This window comes from Hymenobacter negativus (assembly GCF_016056375.1).
In the GTDB taxonomy this organism is placed as follows: Bacteria; Bacteroidota; Bacteroidia; order Cytophagales; family Hymenobacteraceae; genus Hymenobacter; species Hymenobacter negativus_A.
In genome coordinates this window covers 176,332-197,065 of the sequence record NZ_JAEDAE010000001.1, presented here as the reverse complement: position 1 = coordinate 197,065, position 20,734 = coordinate 176,332, and the positions used below count along the sequence as shown (strand labels likewise).

At 62.0% G+C, this 20,734-nt stretch carries 12 protein-coding genes; 11 read left to right on the top strand and 1 reads right to left on the bottom strand.

What is annotated here, in order from left to right; genetic code table 11:
- The first annotated feature begins 14 nt into the window (after positions 1-14).
- The 5 genes from I7X13_RS00895 to I7X13_RS00875 all read left to right on the top strand — a co-directional run bounded on the left by I7X13_RS00895 (position 15) and on the right by I7X13_RS00875 (position 10,547).
- The gene (locus I7X13_RS00895) at positions 15-3,197 is read left to right on the top strand and encodes an efflux RND transporter permease subunit (protein ID WP_198074011.1); all 3,183 of its coding nucleotides are present in this window, start codon (positions 15-17) and stop codon (positions 3,195-3,197) included.
- Between the two features lie 183 nt (positions 3,198-3,380).
- On the top strand, positions 3,381-6,713 hold the full coding sequence (locus I7X13_RS00890) for an efflux RND transporter permease subunit (protein ID WP_198074010.1): 3,333 nt from the start codon (positions 3,381-3,383) through the stop codon (positions 6,711-6,713).
- Positions 6,714-6,766: 53 nt separating this feature from the next.
- Positions 6,767-7,957, top strand: coding sequence for an efflux RND transporter periplasmic adaptor subunit (locus I7X13_RS00885; RefSeq protein WP_198074009.1), 1,191 nt, complete (start codon positions 6,767-6,769; stop codon positions 7,955-7,957).
- A 148-nt stretch (positions 7,958-8,105) separates the two neighbouring features.
- The gene (locus tag I7X13_RS00880; RefSeq protein WP_198074008.1) at positions 8,106-9,557 is read left to right on the top strand and encodes an efflux transporter outer membrane subunit; all 1,452 of its coding nucleotides are present in this window, start codon (positions 8,106-8,108) and stop codon (positions 9,555-9,557) included.
- A 183-nt stretch (positions 9,558-9,740) separates the two neighbouring features.
- Positions 9,741-10,547, top strand: coding sequence for a phosphatase PAP2 family protein (locus I7X13_RS00875; RefSeq protein WP_198074007.1), 807 nt, complete (start codon positions 9,741-9,743; stop codon positions 10,545-10,547).
- Positions 10,548-10,659: 112 nt separating this feature from the next.
- Here the strand turns inward: I7X13_RS00875 and I7X13_RS00870 are convergent, their stop codons facing one another.
- The gene (locus tag I7X13_RS00870) at positions 10,660-10,956 is read right to left on the bottom strand and encodes a hypothetical protein (protein WP_198074006.1); all 297 of its coding nucleotides are present in this window, start codon (positions 10,954-10,956) and stop codon (positions 10,660-10,662) included.
- 406 nt (positions 10,957-11,362) lie between these two features.
- Between I7X13_RS00870 and I7X13_RS00865 the strand changes: the two genes are divergently transcribed.
- The 6 genes from I7X13_RS00865 to I7X13_RS00840 all read left to right on the top strand — a co-directional run bounded on the left by I7X13_RS00865 (position 11,363) and on the right by I7X13_RS00840 (position 20,716).
- Positions 11,363-13,015, top strand: a complete 1,653-nt coding sequence (locus I7X13_RS00865) for a TldD/PmbA family protein (RefSeq protein ID WP_198074005.1) — start codon at positions 11,363-11,365, stop codon at positions 13,013-13,015.
- A 102-nt stretch (positions 13,016-13,117) separates the two neighbouring features.
- Positions 13,118-14,437, top strand: coding sequence for a TldD/PmbA family protein (locus tag I7X13_RS00860; protein WP_198074004.1), 1,320 nt, complete (start codon positions 13,118-13,120; stop codon positions 14,435-14,437).
- Positions 14,438-14,562: 125 nt separating this feature from the next.
- Positions 14,563-16,215, top strand: a complete 1,653-nt coding sequence (locus I7X13_RS00855) for a TldD/PmbA family protein (RefSeq protein ID WP_198074003.1) — start codon at positions 14,563-14,565, stop codon at positions 16,213-16,215.
- Positions 16,216-16,259: 44 nt separating this feature from the next.
- A complete protein-coding gene (locus I7X13_RS00850; RefSeq protein ID WP_198074002.1) occupies positions 16,260-17,594 on the top strand; it encodes a TldD/PmbA family protein in 1,335 nt (444 codons plus the stop codon).
- A 113-nt stretch (positions 17,595-17,707) separates the two neighbouring features.
- Positions 17,708-19,357 (top strand): TldD/PmbA family protein, encoded by a 1,650-nt coding sequence (locus I7X13_RS00845; protein WP_198074001.1) that lies wholly within the window; start codon positions 17,708-17,710, stop codon positions 19,355-19,357.
- 33 nt (positions 19,358-19,390) lie between these two features.
- On the top strand, positions 19,391-20,716 hold the full coding sequence (locus I7X13_RS00840) for a TldD/PmbA family protein (RefSeq protein ID WP_198074000.1): 1,326 nt from the start codon (positions 19,391-19,393) through the stop codon (positions 20,714-20,716).
- Positions 20,717-20,734: the final 18 nt, after the last annotated feature.

The window sequence follows — 20,734 nt, the reverse complement described above, 5'->3', positions numbered from 1 at the left end:
TCAATCTCAACCCAATGCCCAACCGCCCCTCCCCTTTTCTAGCTTATAAAGCGCCCATTGCGGTGCTGCTGGCGTTAGCCCTCGCCCTGGGCACGGTGGCCTACCGGCGCATCAGCGTGGCCCTGTTTCCGGAGGTGACTTTCCCGAAGGTGAAGGTGATTGCCGAGAACGGCCTGCAGCCCGTCGACCGCATGATGGTGACCGTGACCAAGCCCATGGAGGATGCCATCAAGCGGGTGCCGGGCTTGAAGCTGCTGCGCAGCACCACCAGCCGCGGCAGCTGCGAAATCTCGGCCTTTCTGGACTGGAACGTGGACGTGGCCAAGAGCCAGACACTCATCGAGTCACGCCTCAACCAGATTCGGGGCGACCTGCCGTCCACCGTCAATATCTCGGTGGAGCGCATGAACCCGGCCATCCTGCCGGTGATGGGCTACACGCTGGAAGCGCCCGGCCGCTCGGCGCTGGAGCTGCGCAAGCTGGCCCTCTACACCATCAAGCCCTTTCTATCGCAGGTCGACGGCGTGTCGTCGGTGCAGGTACAGGGCGGGCGCACCAAGGAGTACCAGATACAATTGCTGCCCGACCAGCTGGCCGCCCTCGCCCTCGGGCCCGACGACGTAACCAAGGCCCTCACCGCCACCAATTTCGTGCAGAGTAACGGCTACCTCTCGGACTACCGCCGCCTCTACCTTACCGTCACGGACGCCACCATCGTTCAGAAGGAAGACCTCGAAAACCTGGTGCTGCGCAACGACGGCCGCCGCATCGTGCGCCTCGCCGACGTGGCCACCGTGACCCTGGGCGAGCAGCCCGAGTACACCCGCATCAACGCCAACGGCTCCGACGCCGTGCTCATCTCCATCCTGCGCCAGCCCGATGCCAACGTGGTGCAGGTATCCGACGGCGTGCGGGCCAAAGTAACCGCGCTAAAATCGGGCCTGCCGCGCGGCGTCCGCATGGCCCCGTACTACGACCAGGCCGATTTTGTGGCCGAAGTGGTAAAATCGGTGCAGGATGCGCTCTGGGTTGGCCTGGCGCTGGCCCTGGTGGTGACGGCGCTGTTTTTGCGCTCCTTTCGCGCCACCCTGACGATACTCGGCACCATTCCGGTGGCGCTGGCACTCACCATTGCGGTGCTCTACTTCGGCCTCGGCTACTCTTTTAATATCATGACGCTGGGGGCCATTGCCGCCGCCATCGGCCTGATGATTGACGATGCGGTGGTGATGGTGGAACAGCTGCACCGCGTGGGCGAGGAGCACCCCGAGGCCACGCCCGGCGAGGTGGTACGCCGCTCGGTGGGCCATTTGCTGCCTGCGCTGGTGGGCTCCAGCCTCTCGACAATTGTGATTTTTCTGCCGTTTGCGCTGCTGGGCGGCGTGGCGGGGGCCTATTTCAAGGTATTGGCTACTACGATGGTAGTGGCGCTGGTGTGCTCTTTCCTGGTAGCGTGGCTGGGGTTACCGGTGATTTATTTGCTGCTGTCGCGGAAGGCCGGGCAGCCGGTCGCCTCACCTCCCGGTCCCCTCTCCGGTGGAGAGGGGGTGCCAGCCGACAGCACCAATCAGGAATCGCTAGGCTCCCCCCTCTCCACCGGAGAGGGAGGCCGGGGGGGTAAGGCGCACGTCAGCGCCGCCCACCACGAAATCCCCTGGGTGCGCGCCGTCATCCGCCACCCGGCTTACTCCATCGTTGGCATTTTGGTGCTCATTGGCTGCATGGTGCTCATCATCCCGCGCCTGGCCACCGGCTTCCTGCCCGACATGGACGAGGGCGCCATCGTGCTCGACTACAACTCGCCGCCCGGTACCAGCATCGAGGAAACTGACCGCATGCTGCGCCAGGCCGAAAAGCTGATTGTGAAGGTGCCGGAAGTGGCCAGCTACTCGCGCCGCACCGGCACCCAGATGGGCTTTTTCATCACCGAGCCCAATCGCGGCGACTACCTCATCCGCCTGAAAACCGACCGCAAGCGCACCACCGAGGAAGTTATTTCCGATATCCGCGAGAAAATTGAAGCCACCCAGCCGGCCCTCACCATCGACTTCGGCCAGGTAATCGGCGACATGCTGGGCGACCTGATGAGCACCGTGCAGCCCATCGAAATCAAAGTCTTCGGCCCCGATGCCGCCAAGCGCTACGCTCTGGCCGAGCAGGTGACCAAAGTAGTGGAAGGCGTGAGCGGTACCGCCGACGTGTTCGACGGCATTGTGCGCATGGGCCCCAGCGTGGACGTGCGCCCCGACCCGCGACGCTTGGCACAGTACGGCCTCACCGCCACCGATTTCCAGACCCAGCTGCAAACTCAGCTGGCCGGCACTACGGCCGGCAATGTGCTCGAAGGCGAGCAGCTCCTGAACATCCGGATGCGCTACCCCAACGCCGCCCAGGCCAACCTGGCCCAGATGCGCGGCGAGCCCGTGTTCTTGCCCAACGGCCAACGTCGCCGCCTCGACGAGCTGGCGATGGTGCATGTGTCGGTCGGCGATGCCGAGCTGGAGCGCGAAAACCTGCAAGCCATGACGGCCGTCACGGCCCGCCTCGACGGCCGCGACCTGGGCGGGGCCATGGCCGAAATCCGCCAGAAGCTGGAGCGCGACGTGCCGCTGCCGCCCGGCTACTTCATCCAGTACGGCGGCTCGTATGCCGAGCAGCAGCAGTCGTTCCAGGAACTACTGACCATTCTGGGCACGGCCTGCCTGCTGGTGTTTGCGGTGGCACTGTTTCTGTTTCGGGATTTGAAGGCGGCCGGGTTGATTCTGCTGATTGCCGTGCTGGGGCCGGCCGGCGGTTCGCTGGCACTGTTTGTCACGAATACCCCGCTGAACGTAGGTTCTTACACCGGGTTGATTATGGTGGTGGGCATCATCGGCGAGAATGCGATTTTCACCTTTCAGCAGTTTTTTGAGATATTGGAGGAAGGCCGGCCCGTGGAGCAGGCCGTGGGCTACGCCATTGCGGCGCGCCTGCGGCCCAAGCTGATGACGGCCCTCTCGGCCATTGCGGCGCTGCTGCCGCTGGCCCTCGGCATCGGGGCGGGCGCGCAGCTGCACCAACCGCTGGCCATTGCCGTAATTGGCGGGCTGCTGCTGGCATTGCCGCTGCTGTTGATGGTGTTGCCCAGCTTGTTGCGCCTCGCCTACCAGCAACAAACGATACCGGAAAACTCGGTTTTGACAGCCCGGGCGACGTAACAGTGCCCGGTCTGGAAAATGCGCCGGGCCCGTCGATAAAATCCCCCCTCCCCGTCGATGAAAACGGCTTCAGCAGCTGAAGGGGGTTAATTTTGCGCTACATTCTTAACAAAAACTCGTGCCGAGTAGTTAGGAGCCCTTGCAGTCGATGCGCTGCACCGGCGAACGCAGAAAACGGACGATATGTGGATAGTTAGACTAGCGCTGGCGCGCCCCTACACCTTTGTGGTGATGGCGTTGCTAATTCTGGTGGGCGGCGGCCTCACCATTCAGCGGATGGCGGTGGATATTTTTCCCGACATCCCGATTCCGGTGGTGGGCGTGGTGTGGGGCTACTCCGGCATCTCGCCTGAGGAGATGAACCAGCGCATCATCATCCCGGTGGAGCGCGCCATCACCACCACCGTGAACAACGTGGAGCATCAGGAAAGCCAGAGCCTGAAGGGCGTGGGCCTGATTAAGGTGTTCTTCCAGCCCGGCTCGAACCCTGATGCCGGTGTGGCCCAGCTCACGGCCATCACCCAAACGCTGCTGCGCGTGCTGCCTCAGGGAATTACGCCGCCGCTCATCATCCGCTACTCGGCCTCCAACGTGCCCATTGCCCAGACCTCGCTCAGCTCCGAGACGCTGGGCGAGTCGGACCTGTTTGATGCGGCCAACGCCTTCATCCGGCCGGGGCTGGCGGTGGTGCAGGGCGCGTCGGTGCTGCTGCCCAACGGCGGCAAGCCCAAGCAGATTATGGTCGACCTCGACCCTGACAAGCTGGCCGGCAAAAACCTGAGCGGCAACGACGTGGTGACGGCCCTGCTGGCCCAGAACCTCATCATCCCGGCCGGCTCGGCCAAAATCGGCGACCGGGAATACGACGTGAAGCTGAACTCCAGCCCCGAGGCCATTGCCACGCTCAACGACCTCCCCATCAAGACGGTAAATGGCACCACCACCTACATCCGCGACGTGGCGTTTGTGCACGAGGGCGCGGCCGTGCAAACCAACATTGTGCGCCAGAACGGCCGCCGCACGGCCATTATCCCGATTCTGAAAAGCGGCGCGGCCAGCACGCTCGACATCATCGAAAAAATCAAAAAGGCGCTGCCCAATATCCAGGCCAACGCCCCCCCGGCCCTGAACATCAAGCTGTTGTTCGACCAGTCGTTCTTCGTGCGGGCCAGCATCAAGGGCGTTATCATCGAGGCCTGCATCGCGGCGGCCCTCACGGCCCTCATGATTCTGCTGTTTCTGGGTTCCTGGCGCTCCACGTTGATTATTGCCACCAGCATTCCGCTCTCGATTCTGGTCAGCATCATCGTGATGAACATTCTGGGGCAGACGCTGAATATCATGACGTTGGGCGGCCTCTCGCTGGCCGTAGGCATTCTGGTGGATGACGCGACGGTGGAAATCGAGAACATCCACCGCAACATGGGCATGAAGAAGCTGCTTAAGCGCAGCATTCTGGATGGAGCTCAGCAGATTGCTACGCCCGCGCTGGTGGCTACGCTGGCTATTTGCATTGTATTTGTGCCGGTGTTTTTCCTGGGCGGGGTGGCGTCGGCCATCTTCGCACCGCTGGCCACGGCGGTGATTTTCGCCATGCTGGCGTCTTACATTCTGAGCCGGACGCTGGTGCCCACGCTGGTTATGTACCTGCTGCGCAAGGAGCTGCCCATCTACCACGCCCAGGAGGAGCCCGACCTGCCCAGCCTACACCAGCGCAACGGCCAGCCGGTGAGCAAGATTGAGCGCGACCTCGAAATAATTCGTCGCGAACAGTACGAGAAGGCCCACCCCAGCGGCACGCCCGAGGAGGAAGCCGAAGATGAAATCACCGATTCGGAACGCGAAGCTGGCCAGGCCATCACCCAGACCTGGGTCTGGAAGCTGCACAAGGGCTTCGAGCATCGGTTCGAGAAGTTTCGCGGCGTGTACGGCGGGGCGCTGGACTGGGCGCTAAGCAACCGGCCCAAAGTCATTCTGGCGTTTATGGTGCTGTTTATTGGCTCGCTCGGCCTGTTCCCGCTCATCGGCCAGAACTTCTTCCCGACCGTGGACGCCGGCCAGTTACGCTTGCACGTGCGGGTGCCCACCGGCACGCGGGTGGAGGAAACGGAGGTACGCTTCCGGCAGGTGGAGCAGGTAATTCGGCAGGTGATTCCGGCCGATGAGCTGGACCTCGTGCTCGACAACATCGGCCTGCCCGTCATACCCATCAACCTGCTGCTGAGCGACAACCCCACCATTGGGGCCGGTGATGGCGAAATCCTGGTGAGCATGAAGGAGGAGCACGGCCCCACTGGCGAGTACATCAACGAAATCCGCCGCCGGCTGCACAAGCAATATCCGGACCTGACCATCTTCTTCCAGCCGGCCGACATCGTGAACCAGACCCTGAACTTTGGTCTGCCCGCCCCAATTGACATTCAGGTAATTGGCCGCGACAAAGTGGCTAACCAGCGCATCGCGGGCGAAATCAAGGAGAAAATCGTGAAGATTCCCGGCCTCGTCGATGCCTTCGTGTACCAGGCTTTCGACCAGCCCCAGCTCCGCCTCGACATTGACCGGGTGCGGGCTCAAGAGGCCGGCCTCTCGCAGCGCGACATTGCCAACAACGTACTGGTCAACCTCAGCTCCAGCTCCCAGACTTCGCCCAGCCAGTGGCTGAACCCTGCTACCGGCGTGAGCTACCAGGTGGCCGTGCAAACCCCGCCCCGCGCCCTGTCCACGCTCGATGAAGTTGGCAGTATTGGGGTGACCGGCGCGGGCCAGGACCAGGCCCAGCTGCTGAGCAACTTCGCCACCGTGCGCCGCAGCCAGGCGCTGGCAGTAGTATCGGACTATAACATCCAGCGCACCGTGGACGTGTACGCCAGCGTGAGCGGCCGCGACCTGGGCGGCGTGAGCAAAGACATCCGTAAAATCCTGGCCGACACGGAGAAGAACCTTCCTAAAGGCACCACGCTGGCCCTGCGCGGGCAGGCCGATTCCATGCGCACGTCGTTTGCCGGGCTGGGCCTGGGGCTGGCCGGTGCCATTGTGCTGGTGTACCTGCTGATGGTGGTGAATTTCCAGAGTTGGATGGACCCGCTCATCATCATCACCGCCCTGCCGGGCGCGCTGGCGGGCATCCTGTGGATGCTGTTTGTGACGCAAACCACGCTCAGCGTCCCGGCCCTGATGGGCGCCATCATGTGCATTGGCGTGGCCACGGCCAACTCTATTCTGCTCGTCACATTCGCCAATGAGCGGCGCGAGGAAGAGCCCGATTTGAGCCCGCGCGATGCGGCGCTGGACGCCGGCTTTACTCGTCTGCGCCCGGTGCTGATGACGGCGCTGGCCATGATTATCGGCCTGCTCCCCATGTCGTTGGGCATGGGCGAGGGCGGCGAGCAGAACGCTCCGCTTGGCCGCGCTGTGATTGGCGGCCTCACGTTGGCCACGGTGACGACCCTGTTTTTTGTGCCGATTATGTTCTCTTACCTGAAGAAGACGAAGCCGGTGGCCACGGCTCAGGCTTAGCCCTCCCCGCTTCCACTTCCAACTGCTGCATTCCGCCCCGATTCTTTTGCCTAATGTCCGATTCTAATTCTTCCGGCTCCAGCCGGTTTTGGCTGATAATTCTGGTTGTGCTGGTCGTCTTCGCCGGCTTGTTCGTGCTGGGCTACATGCCACGCCACAAGCAGGAAAAAGCTCGCGACGCCGAAGCCAAACAGGTTATCGACGCGAAGCCGACCGTGACCGTGGCCCCGGCCAAAGCCGCGCCCGATACCACCACCGTTACCCTGCCCGCCGATACCAAGTCGCTGCGCGAAACATTCGTGTTTGCCCAGGCCAACGGCTTCGTGAAATCGTGGAGCGCCGACATTGGCCAGAAGGTGCACGCCGGCCAAGTGCTGGCCGAAGTAACCACACCCGAGCTCGACCAGCAGGTGGCCCAGGCCCGTGCCAACCTCGGCCTGGCCAAAACCAGCTACAACCGCTTGGCCGGTGTAGCTCTGCCCGGCGCCATCTCCAAGCAGGAATTGGACGTGGCTAAGTCGCAGTTTTCGGTGCAACAGGCGGCCCTGCAACAGCTGCTGGCCCAGCAGAATTTCCGCCGCATCACGGCCCCGTTCAGCGGCATCGTCACACAACGGAACGTGGAAGTAGGCAGCCTGGTGAGCAGCAGCAACGCGCCGGGTTCGCAGCTGTTCAAGATTGAGCAAACCGAGAAGCTGCGCGCCTACGTGCAGGTACCGCAGAACTTCGCCCCCGCCATCAAAAACGGCATGACGGCCGACTACCTGGTGCCGGAATTTGTGGGCAAGCCTTTTAAAGGCAAGGTGGTGCGCGATGCCGGCGCCCTCGACCCCAACACCCGCACCCTGCTCACCGAAGTGCAGGTGCCGAACCCGCGCGGCGAGCTGCGCCCCGGCTCCTATGCCCAGGTGAAATTTTATCTACCGCGCACCGCGCCCAGCGTCATCATCCCGGCCAATGCGCTGGTCCCCGGCGGCACCGACAGCCGCGTGGCCATGGTGCAGGATGGCAAAATCCACTACCAGTCCATCACCACTGCCCGCGACTTCGGCAACCAAATTGAAGTATCGCAGGGCCTGCAAGGCGGCGAGCAACTGGTGCTGAACCCGGCCGAAACCCTTGTCGAAGGCCAGGCCGTGCAAACCAAAGCCTTCGTCCCGCCCACCAAGCCCGCCGGCCCGCCGCCCGCCAAGCCCCGCCCGAATGACCCGGACGCGCCGCGCGTGTCGTCGCCGGTGAAGTAACGGATAGTTGTTAGCTGTTAATTGAACGGTCATGCTGAGCGCAGTCGAAGCATCTCTACCACTTCGTTGCAGCAGATTGATTACTTGCGCGGTAGAGATGCTTCAACTGCGCTCAGCATGACCGCCAGATTTGACTTTGCTTCGTCCAATGACCCTCCGCATCTCTCCTTTTCTACTCCTCGCGCTGCTGGCCGGCTGCGTGCGGCCGCCCAGCTACGCGCCGCCTAGCCTGCCCACGCCCGCCGCCTGGAAAAACACGGCCGATAGCCTCACGGCCGCCACGCCGCCGGCGGCCGTGGCCAGCAGCACACCGCCCACCGTGGACAACCCGCCCGTGTCCGGCAGCTGGTGGACGCTCTTCAACGATGCCGGCCTGAACACGTTGGAACAGCAGGCCACCGCTCAGAACTTCAGCCTGCAAGCCGCCCTGGCCCGCGTGGAGGAGGCCCGCGCCAATGTGCGTGTGGCCAATTCGTACCGCTCGCCGTTGGTAACGGTGGACCCGCAGGTGTACCGCTCGCGGCTGTCGGGGCTGCGGCCGCTGCCGTTTCCGGTAGCGACCAATAATCTGGGCGTAATTCAGACCCAGTATTATATTCCCATCAATGCCAGCTACGAGTTTGATGTGTGGGGCCGCATCCGCAGCAGCATCCGGGCCGCCGAGGCCGACGCGCAGGTGCAGGAGGCCAACCGCCGCACCGTGCTGCTCTCCCTCACGGCCGATGCCGCGACCTACTACTTCAACATTCGCGGGCTCGATGCGCAGCTGCTCGTGCTCGACACCGCTCGTCTCGACCGCCAGCACAGCCTGGAGCTGACCCGCGCCCGCTACCAGGCAGGCGTGGACAATGAAATAGCTGTGCACCGCGCCGAAACCGAGCTGGCCAACGTGGACGCCAGCGTGGTAGAAACCCGCCGCCAGCGCTTGGGCATCGAAGCCTCCCTGGCCACGGTGCTGGGCCAGCCAGCCAGCGGTTTCGCGGTGCCGGCGCAGGCCGGGCCGCTCACTGCGCCGGTGGTGCCGGCTTCTCTGCCCGCTGCCCTCCTGGCCCGCCGGCCCGATTTGCAGCAGGCCGAGCGCCGCCTCGCCGCCGCCAGCGCCCGCGTCGATGTGGCAAAGCTCACCCGCCTGCCCACCGTGCGCCTCAACGGCTACCTGGGCCCGCAAAGCGCCCAGCTGGGCGATATCGTGAAGGTAGCCGACAACTACACCTACTACGTGGGCGGCGGCGTAAGCATCCCCGTCTTCAACGGTGGCCGCAACCGCGCCAACGAGCAGGTGGCCCGCTCCGAAGCGGAAGCGCTGGTGGCCGACTACCGGCAGGCCGCGCTCAACGCCTTTCAGGAAGTGGAAACCAGCCAGGCCGACGTGCGCCAGTACCAGGCCCAGGTGGCGGCCCGCCAGCGCGCCTACCGCGCCGCCCGCCTGGCCAGCGCCCTCACCAAGGAGCGGTACCGCGCCGGCCTCACCACCTACTTCGAAGTGGTGGATGCCGACCGCCAGACCCTCGACGCGGCTACGCTGCTCACCCAGGCCCAGAGCAATTTGCTGGGAGCCAGCGTGGCACTGGTCCGGGCACTGGGCGGCGGCTGGGAATAGCCACTAAATCAACAGATTTCGCACAGAATTCAACGTCCTCGCCAAGCTGGCGGGGACTTTTTTATTGCGGCAACTTATTCATACCAATCAACTTACTATTTTCCTCAGAATATGATGTTACGTTTTTATTACCCCACCCGTAGAAATGAATTTGCTGTTTAATCTGACTCAAATTCTTTCTTCATGCGCTCCTTTTTAGTTACCCGTTTTGCTGCCGCTATGCTGCTGTTCGGGGCAATCCACCCGGTTCAGGCTCAGGTTAAGCCTACGCCTTCTGACACTACGAAAAAATACGCCAACCCCGGCGGCGTTTCGGCCCCCAGCAACAAGCCATTTTTGAAAAGCAAGCTGTTCAAAGCGGTAGCCATTCCTGCGGTGCTGATAACCTACGGCGCCATCACGGCGCAGGGCGATGCGGGCATCAACCACGATGCCCGCACGTTTGTGCAGAAGCAGTTTCGGCCCGTCAATACGATGATTGACAACACGGTAATTTTCTTGCCTTACGTCGAGTTGGGCGCGGTGGCGCTGGCGGGCGTGGAGTCGCGCAATGACCGCATCAACACGCTGCTTATCATTGCCAAAGGCGAGGCCATCATGCTGGCCAGTACCTTCGCCGTGAAATACCTCGCTAACGAGACCCGGCCCAACGGCGCCGATAACCTCTCGTTTCCCTCGGGGCACACGGCGCAGGCATTTCTGGCGGCCAGCATCGTGCACACCGAGTTTCGGGACAAGAGCCAATGGTACGGCGTGGGCGCTTACACCATTGCCACGAGCGTGGCCGCCCTGCGCATGATAAACGACAAGCACTGGCAGAGCGACGTGGTGGCCGGCGCGGGCTTTGGCATTCTATCCGCTCACTTGGCCTATCTGAGCCACCGCAACCGCTGGGGCCGCAAGTCCATCGGCCGCGATGTGAGCATGGCGCCCAGCTACTTTGGCAACGGTGCCTCGGGCGTGAGCATTTCCTGGCGGCCGTCGAAATAGTCCTAGGCCATCCAGTGTAAGGCTGACGAGCCCATCAAACCAAAAAAGCCCCGCCAATTGGCGGGGCTTTTTTGGTTTTAGTAAGTGCTGTACGTAACGAGCTAGGTGGGATTTAGTAGCTGTTGTTATCGAAATACTGCAGGCCATCGGCATAGCCCTGCCACCACTCGGCGCGTCCGGTTTCGCCGGTGCTGTTGTAGAAATCAACATTTTTGAGCGCTTTGTGCCACTCATCAGCAATGCGGGCCATGTCGGTGGTGTACGTCAGGTAGCGCTGGCCGGCGGCGTAGCCATAGTTATAGCCCTCGTCTGGAATTGTAACCGCAACCGCCTGGGTGGCAGCGAGTGAGTGGGTAGCGGTGCTCGTCATCAAAGCGGCAGCCAGCAGCAACATTGAAAGTTTGTTCATGAAAAATGGAAGTGAAGGTTGAAAATTGAACGACACAAAGACACGCGTCCTCACTTGCTTATTCAAGGACAAAGTGGTGCTGGCTGCGACTTGTATTTAGCTGGTATTTCATAGCGCTATGGCTGGAATAGCAGAATAAACAGCAGGAACAAAGCTCCCAACCTCGCTAAAGCAGGCTTTTTTCAGACAGCCAATCTTCCTGCATTCATAGGCTGAGGCGCCGTAGCCCTCGCAATTGCTGGCTATTTGGCCCGGCCCCGACAAGCTTTCTGCAACAAAATTTTCCGCAAGTCCCGGGCTCCAAAAAGACAACGCAACGTTTCGGTTATCTGCTTGTCTTTTTCATTAAGATTCCGTCCCATCTTTACGAATCTGCTTTCCTTATCATCCGAATCCCTACTCTCTTTTGAAAAGACGCGACTTTGTGGGACTGTCCGGCCTGGCCGCCGGGGCCCTCTTTCTGCCCAGCTTCCCTAGCCTGGGCGGCACGCTCGTAGATGCCGCCCGCCTACTGGAGCCCGGCCTCGACCCGGCCCAGAAAAAACGCCTGGCCGACGCGGCCCTGAACGCCGCTAAAGCCGCCGGCGCCAGCTACGCCGACGTGCGCATCGGCCGCTACCTCAACCAGAGCATTTTCACCCGCGAAAAGCAGGTGCAAAACATCGCCAGCGGCGAAAGCTTTGGGGGCGGCGTGCGGGTGCTGGCCAACGGCACCTGGGGCTTCGCCGCCACCAACACCGTGACCGAAGCCGGCCTGGCCAAAGCCGCGCAGCTGGCCGTGGCCATTGCCAAGGCCAACGCCAAAGTGCAGAAGGAGAAGGTGCAGCTGGCCCCGCAAAAGGGCTACGGCGAAGTGAGTTGGCGCACGCCCATCAAGCAAAATGCCTTCGAAGTGCCGGTGGCGCAGAAGGTGGAATTGCTACTGGCGGCCAACGCAATAGCCACCGACAACGGCGCGAGCTTCGTGAACTCCTCGCTGTTTCAGATTAACGAACAGAAGTATTTTGCCAGCACCGACGGCTCCTACATCGACCAGGACGTGCACCGCATCTGGCCCACGTTTTCGGTCACGGGCATCGACCGGGCCAGTGGCAAGTTCCGCACCCGCGACGCGTTGAGCGCGCCCATGGGCCTGGGCTACGAGTACCTCACGCCCCAGGCTGCCGACAAGATTGCGGGCGCCAGTGGCACCGGCCTCATCGGCTACCGCAACAGCTACGATATGCTGGAAGATGCCGCCCTGGCCGCCAAGCAGGTGAAGGAAAAGCTGACTGCGAAATCCGTCACGGCCGGCAAATACGACCTCGTGCTCGACCCCAACCACCTGGGGCTTACGATTCATGAAAGTATCGGCCACCCGCTCGAACTGGACCGCGTTCTAGGCTACGAGGCCAACTACGCGGGCACTTCGTTTGCCACGCTGGAGTGGAAGGCCAAGCAGATTCCCTATGGCTCGAAGCTGGTGAACATCATGGCCGACAAGCTGCAGCCCGGCTCGTTGGGCGCGGTGGGCTACGACGACGAAGGCGTAAAAACCAAGCGCTGGGACCTGATTAAAGACGGCGTGCTGGTGAACTACGAGAAAATCCGCGACCAGGCGCACATCGTCGGCCAGACGGAATCGGACGGCTGCTGCTACGCCGACTCCTGGGATTCGGTGCAATTCCAGCGCATGCCCAACGTGAGTTTGCAGCCCGGCAAAACCAAGCTGAGCGTGGACGAGCTGATTAAGGGCGTCGACAAGGGCATTTACATCGCCGGGCGCGGCTCCTATTCCATCGACCAGCAGCGCTATAATTTTCAGTTTGGCGGGCAGGTATTTTACGCCATCGAAAAAGGCCAGATTGCGGGCATGATTGAGGACGTAGCCTATCAGGCCAACACCCAGGAATTCTGGAACTCCTGCGCCGCGATTTGCGACGAATCGGACTACCGCCTGTTCGGGTCGTTTTTCGATGGCAAGGGCCAGCCCAGCCAGGTTTCGGCGGTGAGTCACGGGTCGTCCACCACGCGGTTTAATGCCGTGAACGTGATAAATACCGCCCGCAAAATCGGGTAGGAACGCGCCCCGGCGCGTTCGGCGGTCGTGCCGTGGAAACAGCCCGGCTGATGGTACAACGATTGAACGCGCCAGGGCGCGTTCCTACAAACCCTTATTTCAATGGCCATTCTCTCCAAAGACGAAGCCCAAACCATACTCAAGAAAGTCCTCAGCTTCAGCACCGCCGATGAGTGCGAGGCAACGCTCAACGGCAGCACCGGCGGCAACGTGCGCTCGGCCCGCAACTCCATCAGCACCGCCGGGGCCAGCGAAAATGTGGCCCTGGCCGTGCAGGCGCGCTTTGGCAAGCGCAGCGGGCTAGCCACCTGCAACGAGTTTGACGACGCCTCGCTGCGGCGCTGCGTGCAGCGGGCCGAGGAAATTGCCCGCCTGGCGCCCGAGTCGCCCGAGTACGTGCCGCTGCTCGGGCCGCAGACCTACCTGGCCTCGCCGGGCTCGTTTGCCCAGCGCACGGCGGCTATTACGCCTGATTATCGGGCTGAGCAGATTGGGGCCAGCATGGCGCTGTGCGAGCAGAAAAAGCTGAGTTCTGCCGGCTTCTTTAATGATTCGGCGGGTTTTGTGGCCAAGCGCAACTCCAAGGGCCTGGAGGCTTACCAGCAGGTTTCCAACCTTGACTTTTCCATTACGGTGCGCACGGCCGATGGCACGGGCTCGGGCTACGCCATTGCCAACTACACGGATTTGGCGAAGTTCGACGCGGCCCGCCTGACGCGGGTGGCGGCTGATAAGGCGGCATCGTCGGTGGGCGCGAAGGCCATTGAGCCGGGCAAGTACACCGTGATTCTGGAGCCGGCCGCCGCCATCGACTTGCTCAACAACATGATGGGTGCAATGGACGCCCGCAACGCCGACGAGGGCCGCAGCTTCCTCAGCAAAAAAGGCGGTGGCAACAAGAAGGGCGAAAAGGTATTCGACGAGCGGGTGACCATTTACTCCGACCCCACCCACCCCGACGTGCCCGACCTGACCTTCGCCAACGACGGCCGACCGCAGCAAAAAGTGACTTGGGTAGAAAAAGGCATCGTGAAGAACCTCTATACCTCACGCTTCTGGGCCCAGAAATCGGGCGCGCCCGATATCCCGCCGCCCGGCGGCTGGATTATGGCCGGCGGCACCCAAAGCACCGCCGAGCTCATCAAAGGCACGGCCAAGGGCATTCTCGTGACGCGCCTCTACTACATTAGGGCCGTCGACCCGCAAACGCTGCTCTACACCGGCCTCACGCGCGACGGCACGTTCTACATCGAAAACGGCCAGATTAAATTCCCGGTGAAAAACTTCCGCTTCAACGAAAGCCCGGTAATTATGCTGAACAACTTGGAAGCGCTGGGCAAGCCTGTGCGCCTGAACGGCAGCCTCGTGCCGCCGCTCAAAATCCGGGATTTCACCTTCACCAGCCTCTCAGACGCGGTGTAGGTTGTAGCGTGGACTCTGCGAGTCCGCGCATCGGCCGGCTTGCAGCGGGCGCATTCGCTTTCAACTTTAACTAAAACTCTCCCACGCGCGGACTCGCAGAGTCCACGCTACATTTCTTCCCTTCAATGAAAAGACGCGACTTTGTGGGACTTTCTGGCCTGGCAGCCGGGGCCCTTTTTCTGCCCAGCTTCCCCAGCCTGGGCGGCACCCTCGTGGACCCTGCCCGCTTGCTGGAGCCCGGTGCCGACGTGGCCCAGAAAAAACGCCTCGCCGATGCCGGCCTGAATGCCGCCAAAGCCGCCGGGGCCAGCTACGCCGACGTGCGCATCGGCCGCTACCTCAACCAGAGCATTTTCACCCGCGAAAAGCAGGTGCAGAACATTGCCAGCACCGAGAGCTACGGCGTGGGCATCCGCGTCATTGCCAACGGCACCTGGGGCTTTGCCTCGACCAACAATGTGACCGAGGCCGGCATTGCAAAAGCCGCCCAACTGGCCGTGCAGATTGCCAAGGCCAACTCGAAAGTGCAGAAGGAAAAAGTGCAGCTGGCCCCGCAACAGGGCTACGGCGAGGTGAGCTGGAAAGCCCCGATTCAGCAGAATGCCTTCGAGGTGCCCATCAAGGACAAGGTGGATTTGCTGCTGGGCGTGAACGCCAAGGCGCTGGATTTGGGGGTATCGTTCATCAATTCGGTGTTGTTTCAGGTGAACGAACAGAAGTATTTTGCCAGCACCGACGGCTCCTATATCGACCAGGACATTCACCGGATTTACCCCACGTTCGGCGTCACGGCCATCGACCGGTCCAGCGGCAAGTTCCGCTCGCGGCAGGCCATGAGCTCGCCCGTGGGTATGGGCTACGAGTACCTCACGCCCAAAGCCGCCGATAAGGTGGCCGGCCCCACCGGCTCCGACCTCATCGGCTACAAGTACAGCTACGACATGCTGGAAGACGTGGCCGCCGCCGCCAAGCAGGTGAAGCAGAAGCTGACCGCCAAATCGGTGGTGCCCGGCAAATACGACCTCGTGCTCGACCCGCACCACCTGGGCCTGACCATTCACGAAAGCGTGGGCCACCCGCTGGAGCTCGACCGCGTACTGGGCTACGAGGCCAACTACGCGGGCACCTCATTCGCTACGTTGGAGTGGAAAGCCAAGGGTATTCCTTACGGCTCGAAAGTGGTGAACATCGTGGCCGATAAAATCCAGCCCGGCACCCTGGGCGCGGTGGGCTACGACGACGAGGGCGTGAAAACCCGCCGCTGGGATTTGATTAAGGAAGGCCGTTTGGTGGACTATGAGAAAATCCGCGACCAGGCGCACGTGGTGGGCCAGGACCATTCGGACGGCTGCTGCTACTCGCAGAGCTGGCAGGACGTGCAGTTTCAGCGCATGCCCAACGTGAGCCTGCTGCCCGGCAAAGACAAGCTGAGCGTGGACGAGCTGGTGAGCAAGGTGGACAAGGGCATTTACATTGCCGGCAACGGCTCGTTCAGCATCGACCAGCAGCGCTACAACTTCCAGTTTGGCGGGCAGGTGTTTTACGCCATTGAGAAAGGCAAAATCACCGAAATGCTGGAAGACGTGGCCTACCAGGCCAACACCCAGGAATTCTGGAACTCCTGCGCCGCCACCTGCGACGAAAGCGACTACCGTTTCTTCGGCGCCTTCAACGACGGCAAAGGGCAGCCCAGCCAGAGTTCGGCGGTGAGCCACGGGTCGAGTACCACGCGGTTTAACGGCGTGAACGTGATTAACACGGCGCGCAAAATCGGTTAATTGAAAGGTCCTATCAGACCCTCATCCCCACATCTGAAAATATCATGGCCATTCTTTCCAAAGACGAAGCCCAAACGATACTCAAGAAAGTCCTCAGCTTCAGCACCGCCGACGAGTGCGACGCCACGCTGAGCGGCAACACCGGCGGCAACGTGCGCTCGGCGCGCAACTCCATCAGCACGGCTGGGGCCAGTGACAATATTTCGCTGGCCGTGGAAAGCCGCTTCGGCAAGCGTGCCGGCGTGGCTACCTGCAACGAGTTCGACGATGCCACCCTGCGCCGCTGCGTGCAGCGGGCCGAGGAAATTGCGCGCCTCGCGCCGGAAAGCCCGGAGTATATGCCGCTGCTCGGGCCGCAGCAGTACATCGATGGCAGCCGCTCCTACTCGGCCGCCACGGCTGGCATCACGCCCGACTACCGCGCCGCGCAAATCGGGGCCAGCATGGCGCTCTGCGACCAACGCAAGCTCAGCTCGGCGGGCTTTCTGGACGATTCGCACGGCTTCGTGGCCAAGCGTAACTCCAAGGGCCTGGAAGCTTATCAGCAGGTTTCCAACGTCACGTTTTCGGTGACGGTGCGCACGCCCGACGGCACCGGCTCGGGCTACGCCTCGGGCGACTACATTGATTCGAGCAAGATGGACGCGGCCCGCTTCACGAAAATTGCGGCCGATAAGGCTGCTTCTTCGATGAAGGCGCGGGCCATTGAGCCGGGCAAATACACCGTGATTCTGGAGCCGAATGCGCTGCTGTCCAACGTGGACACTTCGCTCATCGGGGCGCTTATGCAGAGCCTCGACGCCCGCAACGCCGACGAAGGCCGCAGCTTCCTGAGCAAGAAAGGCGGCGGCAATCGCAAGGGCGAAAAGCTGTTCGACGAGCGGGTGACGATTTACTCCGACCCGCTGAATCCGGAAATCAGCGACCTCACCTTCAGCGGCGACGGCCGGCCCCAGCAGCGCACCACCTGGATTGAAAAGGGCGTGGTGAAAAACCTTTACTCCTCGCGCTACTGGGCGCAAAAAGCCGGCATCCCCGACCTGCCTCGGCCCAACGGCTGGATTATGGAAGGCGGCACCCAAAGCACCGCCGACCTCATCAAGGGCACGGCCAAGGGCATATTGGTGACGCGCTTGTGGTACATCCGCCCCGTCGACCCGCAGACGCTGCTGTTCACTGGCCTCACGCGCGACGGCACGTTCTACATTGAAAACGGCCAAATCAAGTTCCCCATCAAGAACTTCCGCTTCAACGAAAGCCCGGTGATTATGCTGAATAACCTGGAAGCCATCGGCAAACCAGTGCGCTTGAACGGCAACCTCGTGCCGCCGCTCAAAATCCGGGACTTCACGTTCACGAGCCTGTCGGACGCGGTGTAGTTTGTAGCGTGGGCTCTGCGAGTCTGCGCTTAGTGGGTTTTACTCTTGCATTACTAACCAAGGCGTGGACTCGCAGAGCCCACGCTACACTTTCACTTTTTTCTGCAAACCTTATGAAAAGACGCGACTTTGTGGGCCTCACCGGCCTCGCCGCCGGAGCCTTGTTTCTGCCGAGCCTGCCGGGCTTTGGTCACACGCCCGTCGACCCCGCCCGCCTGCTGGAGCCGGGCGCTGACGTGGCCGTGAAAAAGCGCCTGGCCGACGCGGCCCTGAACGCCGCCAAAACCGCCGGAGCCGACTACGCCGACGTGCGCATCGGCCGCTCGCTGAACCAGTATGTGTTCACGCGCGAAAAGCAGGTGCAGAACATAGTGAGCACCGAGAGCTACGGCGTGGGCATTCGGGTGCTGGTGGCGGGCTGCTGGGGCTTCGCCTCCACGAGCGTGGTGACCGAAGCCAACCTGGCCGCCACCGCCCGCGAAGCCGTGAGCATTGCCAAGGCCAACAAGCTGGTAATGAAAGAGCCCGTGCAGCTGGCCGCGCAGCAAGGCTACGGCGAGGTGAGTTGGAAAACGCCTATTCAGCAAAGTGCCTTCGAGGTGCCCATCAAGCAAAAAGTGGACTTGCTGCTGGCGGCCAACGCCGCCGCCATGGATGCGGGGGCCAACTACATCAACTCGGCCCTGTTTCAGGTGAACGAGCAGAAGTATTTCGCCAGCACCGACGGCTCCTACATCGACCAGGACATTCACCGGCTTTGGCCCACGTTCTCGGCCACGGCGGTGGATATGAAGTCGGGCAAATTCCGCTCGCGCGAGGCCTTGAGCGCACCGGTGGGTTTGGGCTTTGAGTACCTCACGCCCAGCGCGGCCGAGCAGGTGCGCGGCCCGCAGGGCACCGATACCATCGGCTACAAGCTGCGCTACGACATGCTGGCCGATGCCGCCCTGGCCGGCAAGCAGGCCAAAGCCAAGCTGACCATGAAATCAGTAACGCCCGGCAAGTATGATTTGGTCCTTGACCCCGGCCACCTGGGACTGACCATTCACGAGTCCGTCGGCCACCCCACGGAGCTGGACCGCGTGCTGGGCTACGAGGCCAACTTTGCCGGCACCAGCTTTGCCACCCTGGAGTGGAAGGCCAAAAACCTACCCTACGGCTCGAAGGCCGTGAACATTGTGGCCGACAAGCTGCAGCCTGGCTCGGTGGGCAACGTGGGCTACGATGACGAGGGCGTAAAAACCCGTGAGTGGGACCTCATCAAGGAAGGCAAGCTGGTGAACTATCAGAAAATTAGGGACCAGGCGCACATCGTGGGCCAGAAAGAATCCGACGGCTGCGCCTACGCCCAGAGCTGGGAAGACGTGCAGTTTCAGCGCATGCCCAACGTGAGCCTCCGCCCCGGCACTGCCAAAATGAGCCCCGATGAGATGGTGAAGGGCGTGGACAAGGGCATTTACATTGCGGGGGCGGGTTCGTTCTCCATCGACCAGCAGCGCTTCAATTTCCAGTTTGGCGGGCAGCTGTTTTTCGCCATCGAGAAAGGCAAAATCACCGAGCCGCTGGAAGACGTGGCCTATCAGTCGAACACCCAGGAATTCTGGGGCGCTTGCGCCGGCTCGTGCGACCAGTCGGACTACCGCCTGTTCGGCACTTTCTTCGACGGCAAGGGCCAGCCGGCCCAGGTGTCGTCGGTGAGCCACGGCTCGGCCACCACGCGGTTCAACGGCGTGAACGTCATCAACACGGCCCGCAAGGTTTAGCCCTTTCCTTCCCCCACATTTCTGCAAATCATCATGGCTATCTATTCCAAAGACGAAGCCCAGGCTCTCTTGAAAAAAGTCCTCAGCTACAGCACTGCTGACGAGTGCGCGGTATCGCTGAACGGTCGCACCACCGGCAACATTCGCTACGCGCGCAACAGCGTGAGCACGGCCGGCGCCCAGAATTCCGTGTCGCTGGTGGTCGAGAGTCGCTTCGGCAAGCGCAGCGGCATTGCCACCTGCAACGAGTTCGACGACGCCACCCTGAAACGCTGCGTGCAGCGGGCCGAGGAAATTGCGAAGCTCGCCCCCGAAAGCCCCGAATACGTGCCCCTGCTCGGCCCGCAAACCTACGTGAGCCCGCCCTCCACGGCCACCACGCTGCTCACGGCCGCCACCCGCGCCCAGGCCGCGGCCGACAGCATGAACCTGTGCGCTGCCAAAAACCTGACCGCCGCCGGCTTTCTCGATGGCGGCACGCGGTTCCAGGCCATCCGCAATTCCAAGGGCCTCGAAGCCTACCAGCAATCCACCAACACCGACTTCTCGGTGACGGTGCGCACCGCCGACGGGCGCGGCTCGGGCTACGCCATTGCCGACGTGACGGACCCCGCCAAGCTCAACGCCAAAGCCCTGACGCAGCGCGCCGCCGACAAAGCCCTGGGCTCGGTAAACGCCAAGGCCATCGAGCCCGGCAAGTACACCGTGATTCTGGAGCCGGCCGCGCTGATGGACGGCGGCGATTTGTCGCTGCTCGGCGGGCTGATGTATGGGCTGGATGCCCGCTCGGCCGACGAGGGGCGCAGCTTCATGACCAAGAAAGGCGGCGGCAACCGCAAGGGTGAAAAGCTGTTCGATGAGCGGGTGAACATCTACTCCGACCCCATGAATGCCGAGGTACCCGGCAGCGCTTTCGACGGCGAAGGCCTGCCCACCAAGCGCCTCAACTGGATTGAGAAAGGCGTGGTGAAGCAGCTATACTACTCCCGCTTCTGGGCTGAGAAAAACAAGGTGGCGGCCACGGCTTTCCCCAGCGGCTTCATCATGGCGGGCGGCACCCAAAGCACCGCCGAGCTCATCAAAAGCACGGCCAAGGGCATTTTGGTGACGCGCCTGTGGTACATCCGCGAAGTCGACCCGCAGACGCTGCTTTACACCGGCCTCACGCGTGACGGGACTTTTTACATCGAAAACGGGACCATCAAATTCCCCATCAAGAACCTGCGCTTCAACGAAAGCCCGATTATCATGCTGAATAACATCGAGGCCATCGGCCGGCCCCAGCGCCTGGCCGGCTGCCTGATTCCGCCCCTAAAAATCCGGGACTTCACGTTCACGAGCCTCTCGGACGCGATTTAGATTGTAGCGTGGACTCTG

What these genes read in the sequence shown, in the direction of transcription:
- I7X13_RS00895 (WP_198074011.1), top strand. Translation starts at nt 15, where the DNA reads ATGCCCAACCGCCCCTCCCCTTTTCTAGCTTATAAAGCGCCCATTGCG.
- I7X13_RS00890 (WP_198074010.1), top strand. Translation starts at nt 3,381, where the DNA reads ATGTGGATAGTTAGACTAGCGCTGGCGCGCCCCTACACCTTTGTGGTG.
- I7X13_RS00885 (WP_198074009.1), top strand. Translation starts at nt 6,767, where the DNA reads ATGTCCGATTCTAATTCTTCCGGCTCCAGCCGGTTTTGGCTGATAATT.
- I7X13_RS00880 (WP_198074008.1), top strand. Translation starts at nt 8,106, where the DNA reads ATGACCCTCCGCATCTCTCCTTTTCTACTCCTCGCGCTGCTGGCCGGC.
- I7X13_RS00875 (WP_198074007.1), top strand. Translation starts at nt 9,741, where the DNA reads ATGCGCTCCTTTTTAGTTACCCGTTTTGCTGCCGCTATGCTGCTGTTC.
- I7X13_RS00870 (WP_198074006.1), bottom strand. Translation starts at nt 10,956, where the DNA reads ATGAACAAACTTTCAATGTTGCTGCTGGCTGCCGCTTTGATGACGAGC.
- I7X13_RS00860 (WP_198074004.1), top strand. Translation starts at nt 13,118, where the DNA reads ATGGCCATTCTCTCCAAAGACGAAGCCCAAACCATACTCAAGAAAGTC.
- I7X13_RS00855 (WP_198074003.1), top strand. Translation starts at nt 14,563, where the DNA reads ATGAAAAGACGCGACTTTGTGGGACTTTCTGGCCTGGCAGCCGGGGCC.
- I7X13_RS00850 (WP_198074002.1), top strand. Translation starts at nt 16,260, where the DNA reads ATGGCCATTCTTTCCAAAGACGAAGCCCAAACGATACTCAAGAAAGTC.
- I7X13_RS00845 (WP_198074001.1), top strand. Translation starts at nt 17,708, where the DNA reads ATGAAAAGACGCGACTTTGTGGGCCTCACCGGCCTCGCCGCCGGAGCC.
- I7X13_RS00840 (WP_198074000.1), top strand. Translation starts at nt 19,391, where the DNA reads ATGGCTATCTATTCCAAAGACGAAGCCCAGGCTCTCTTGAAAAAAGTC.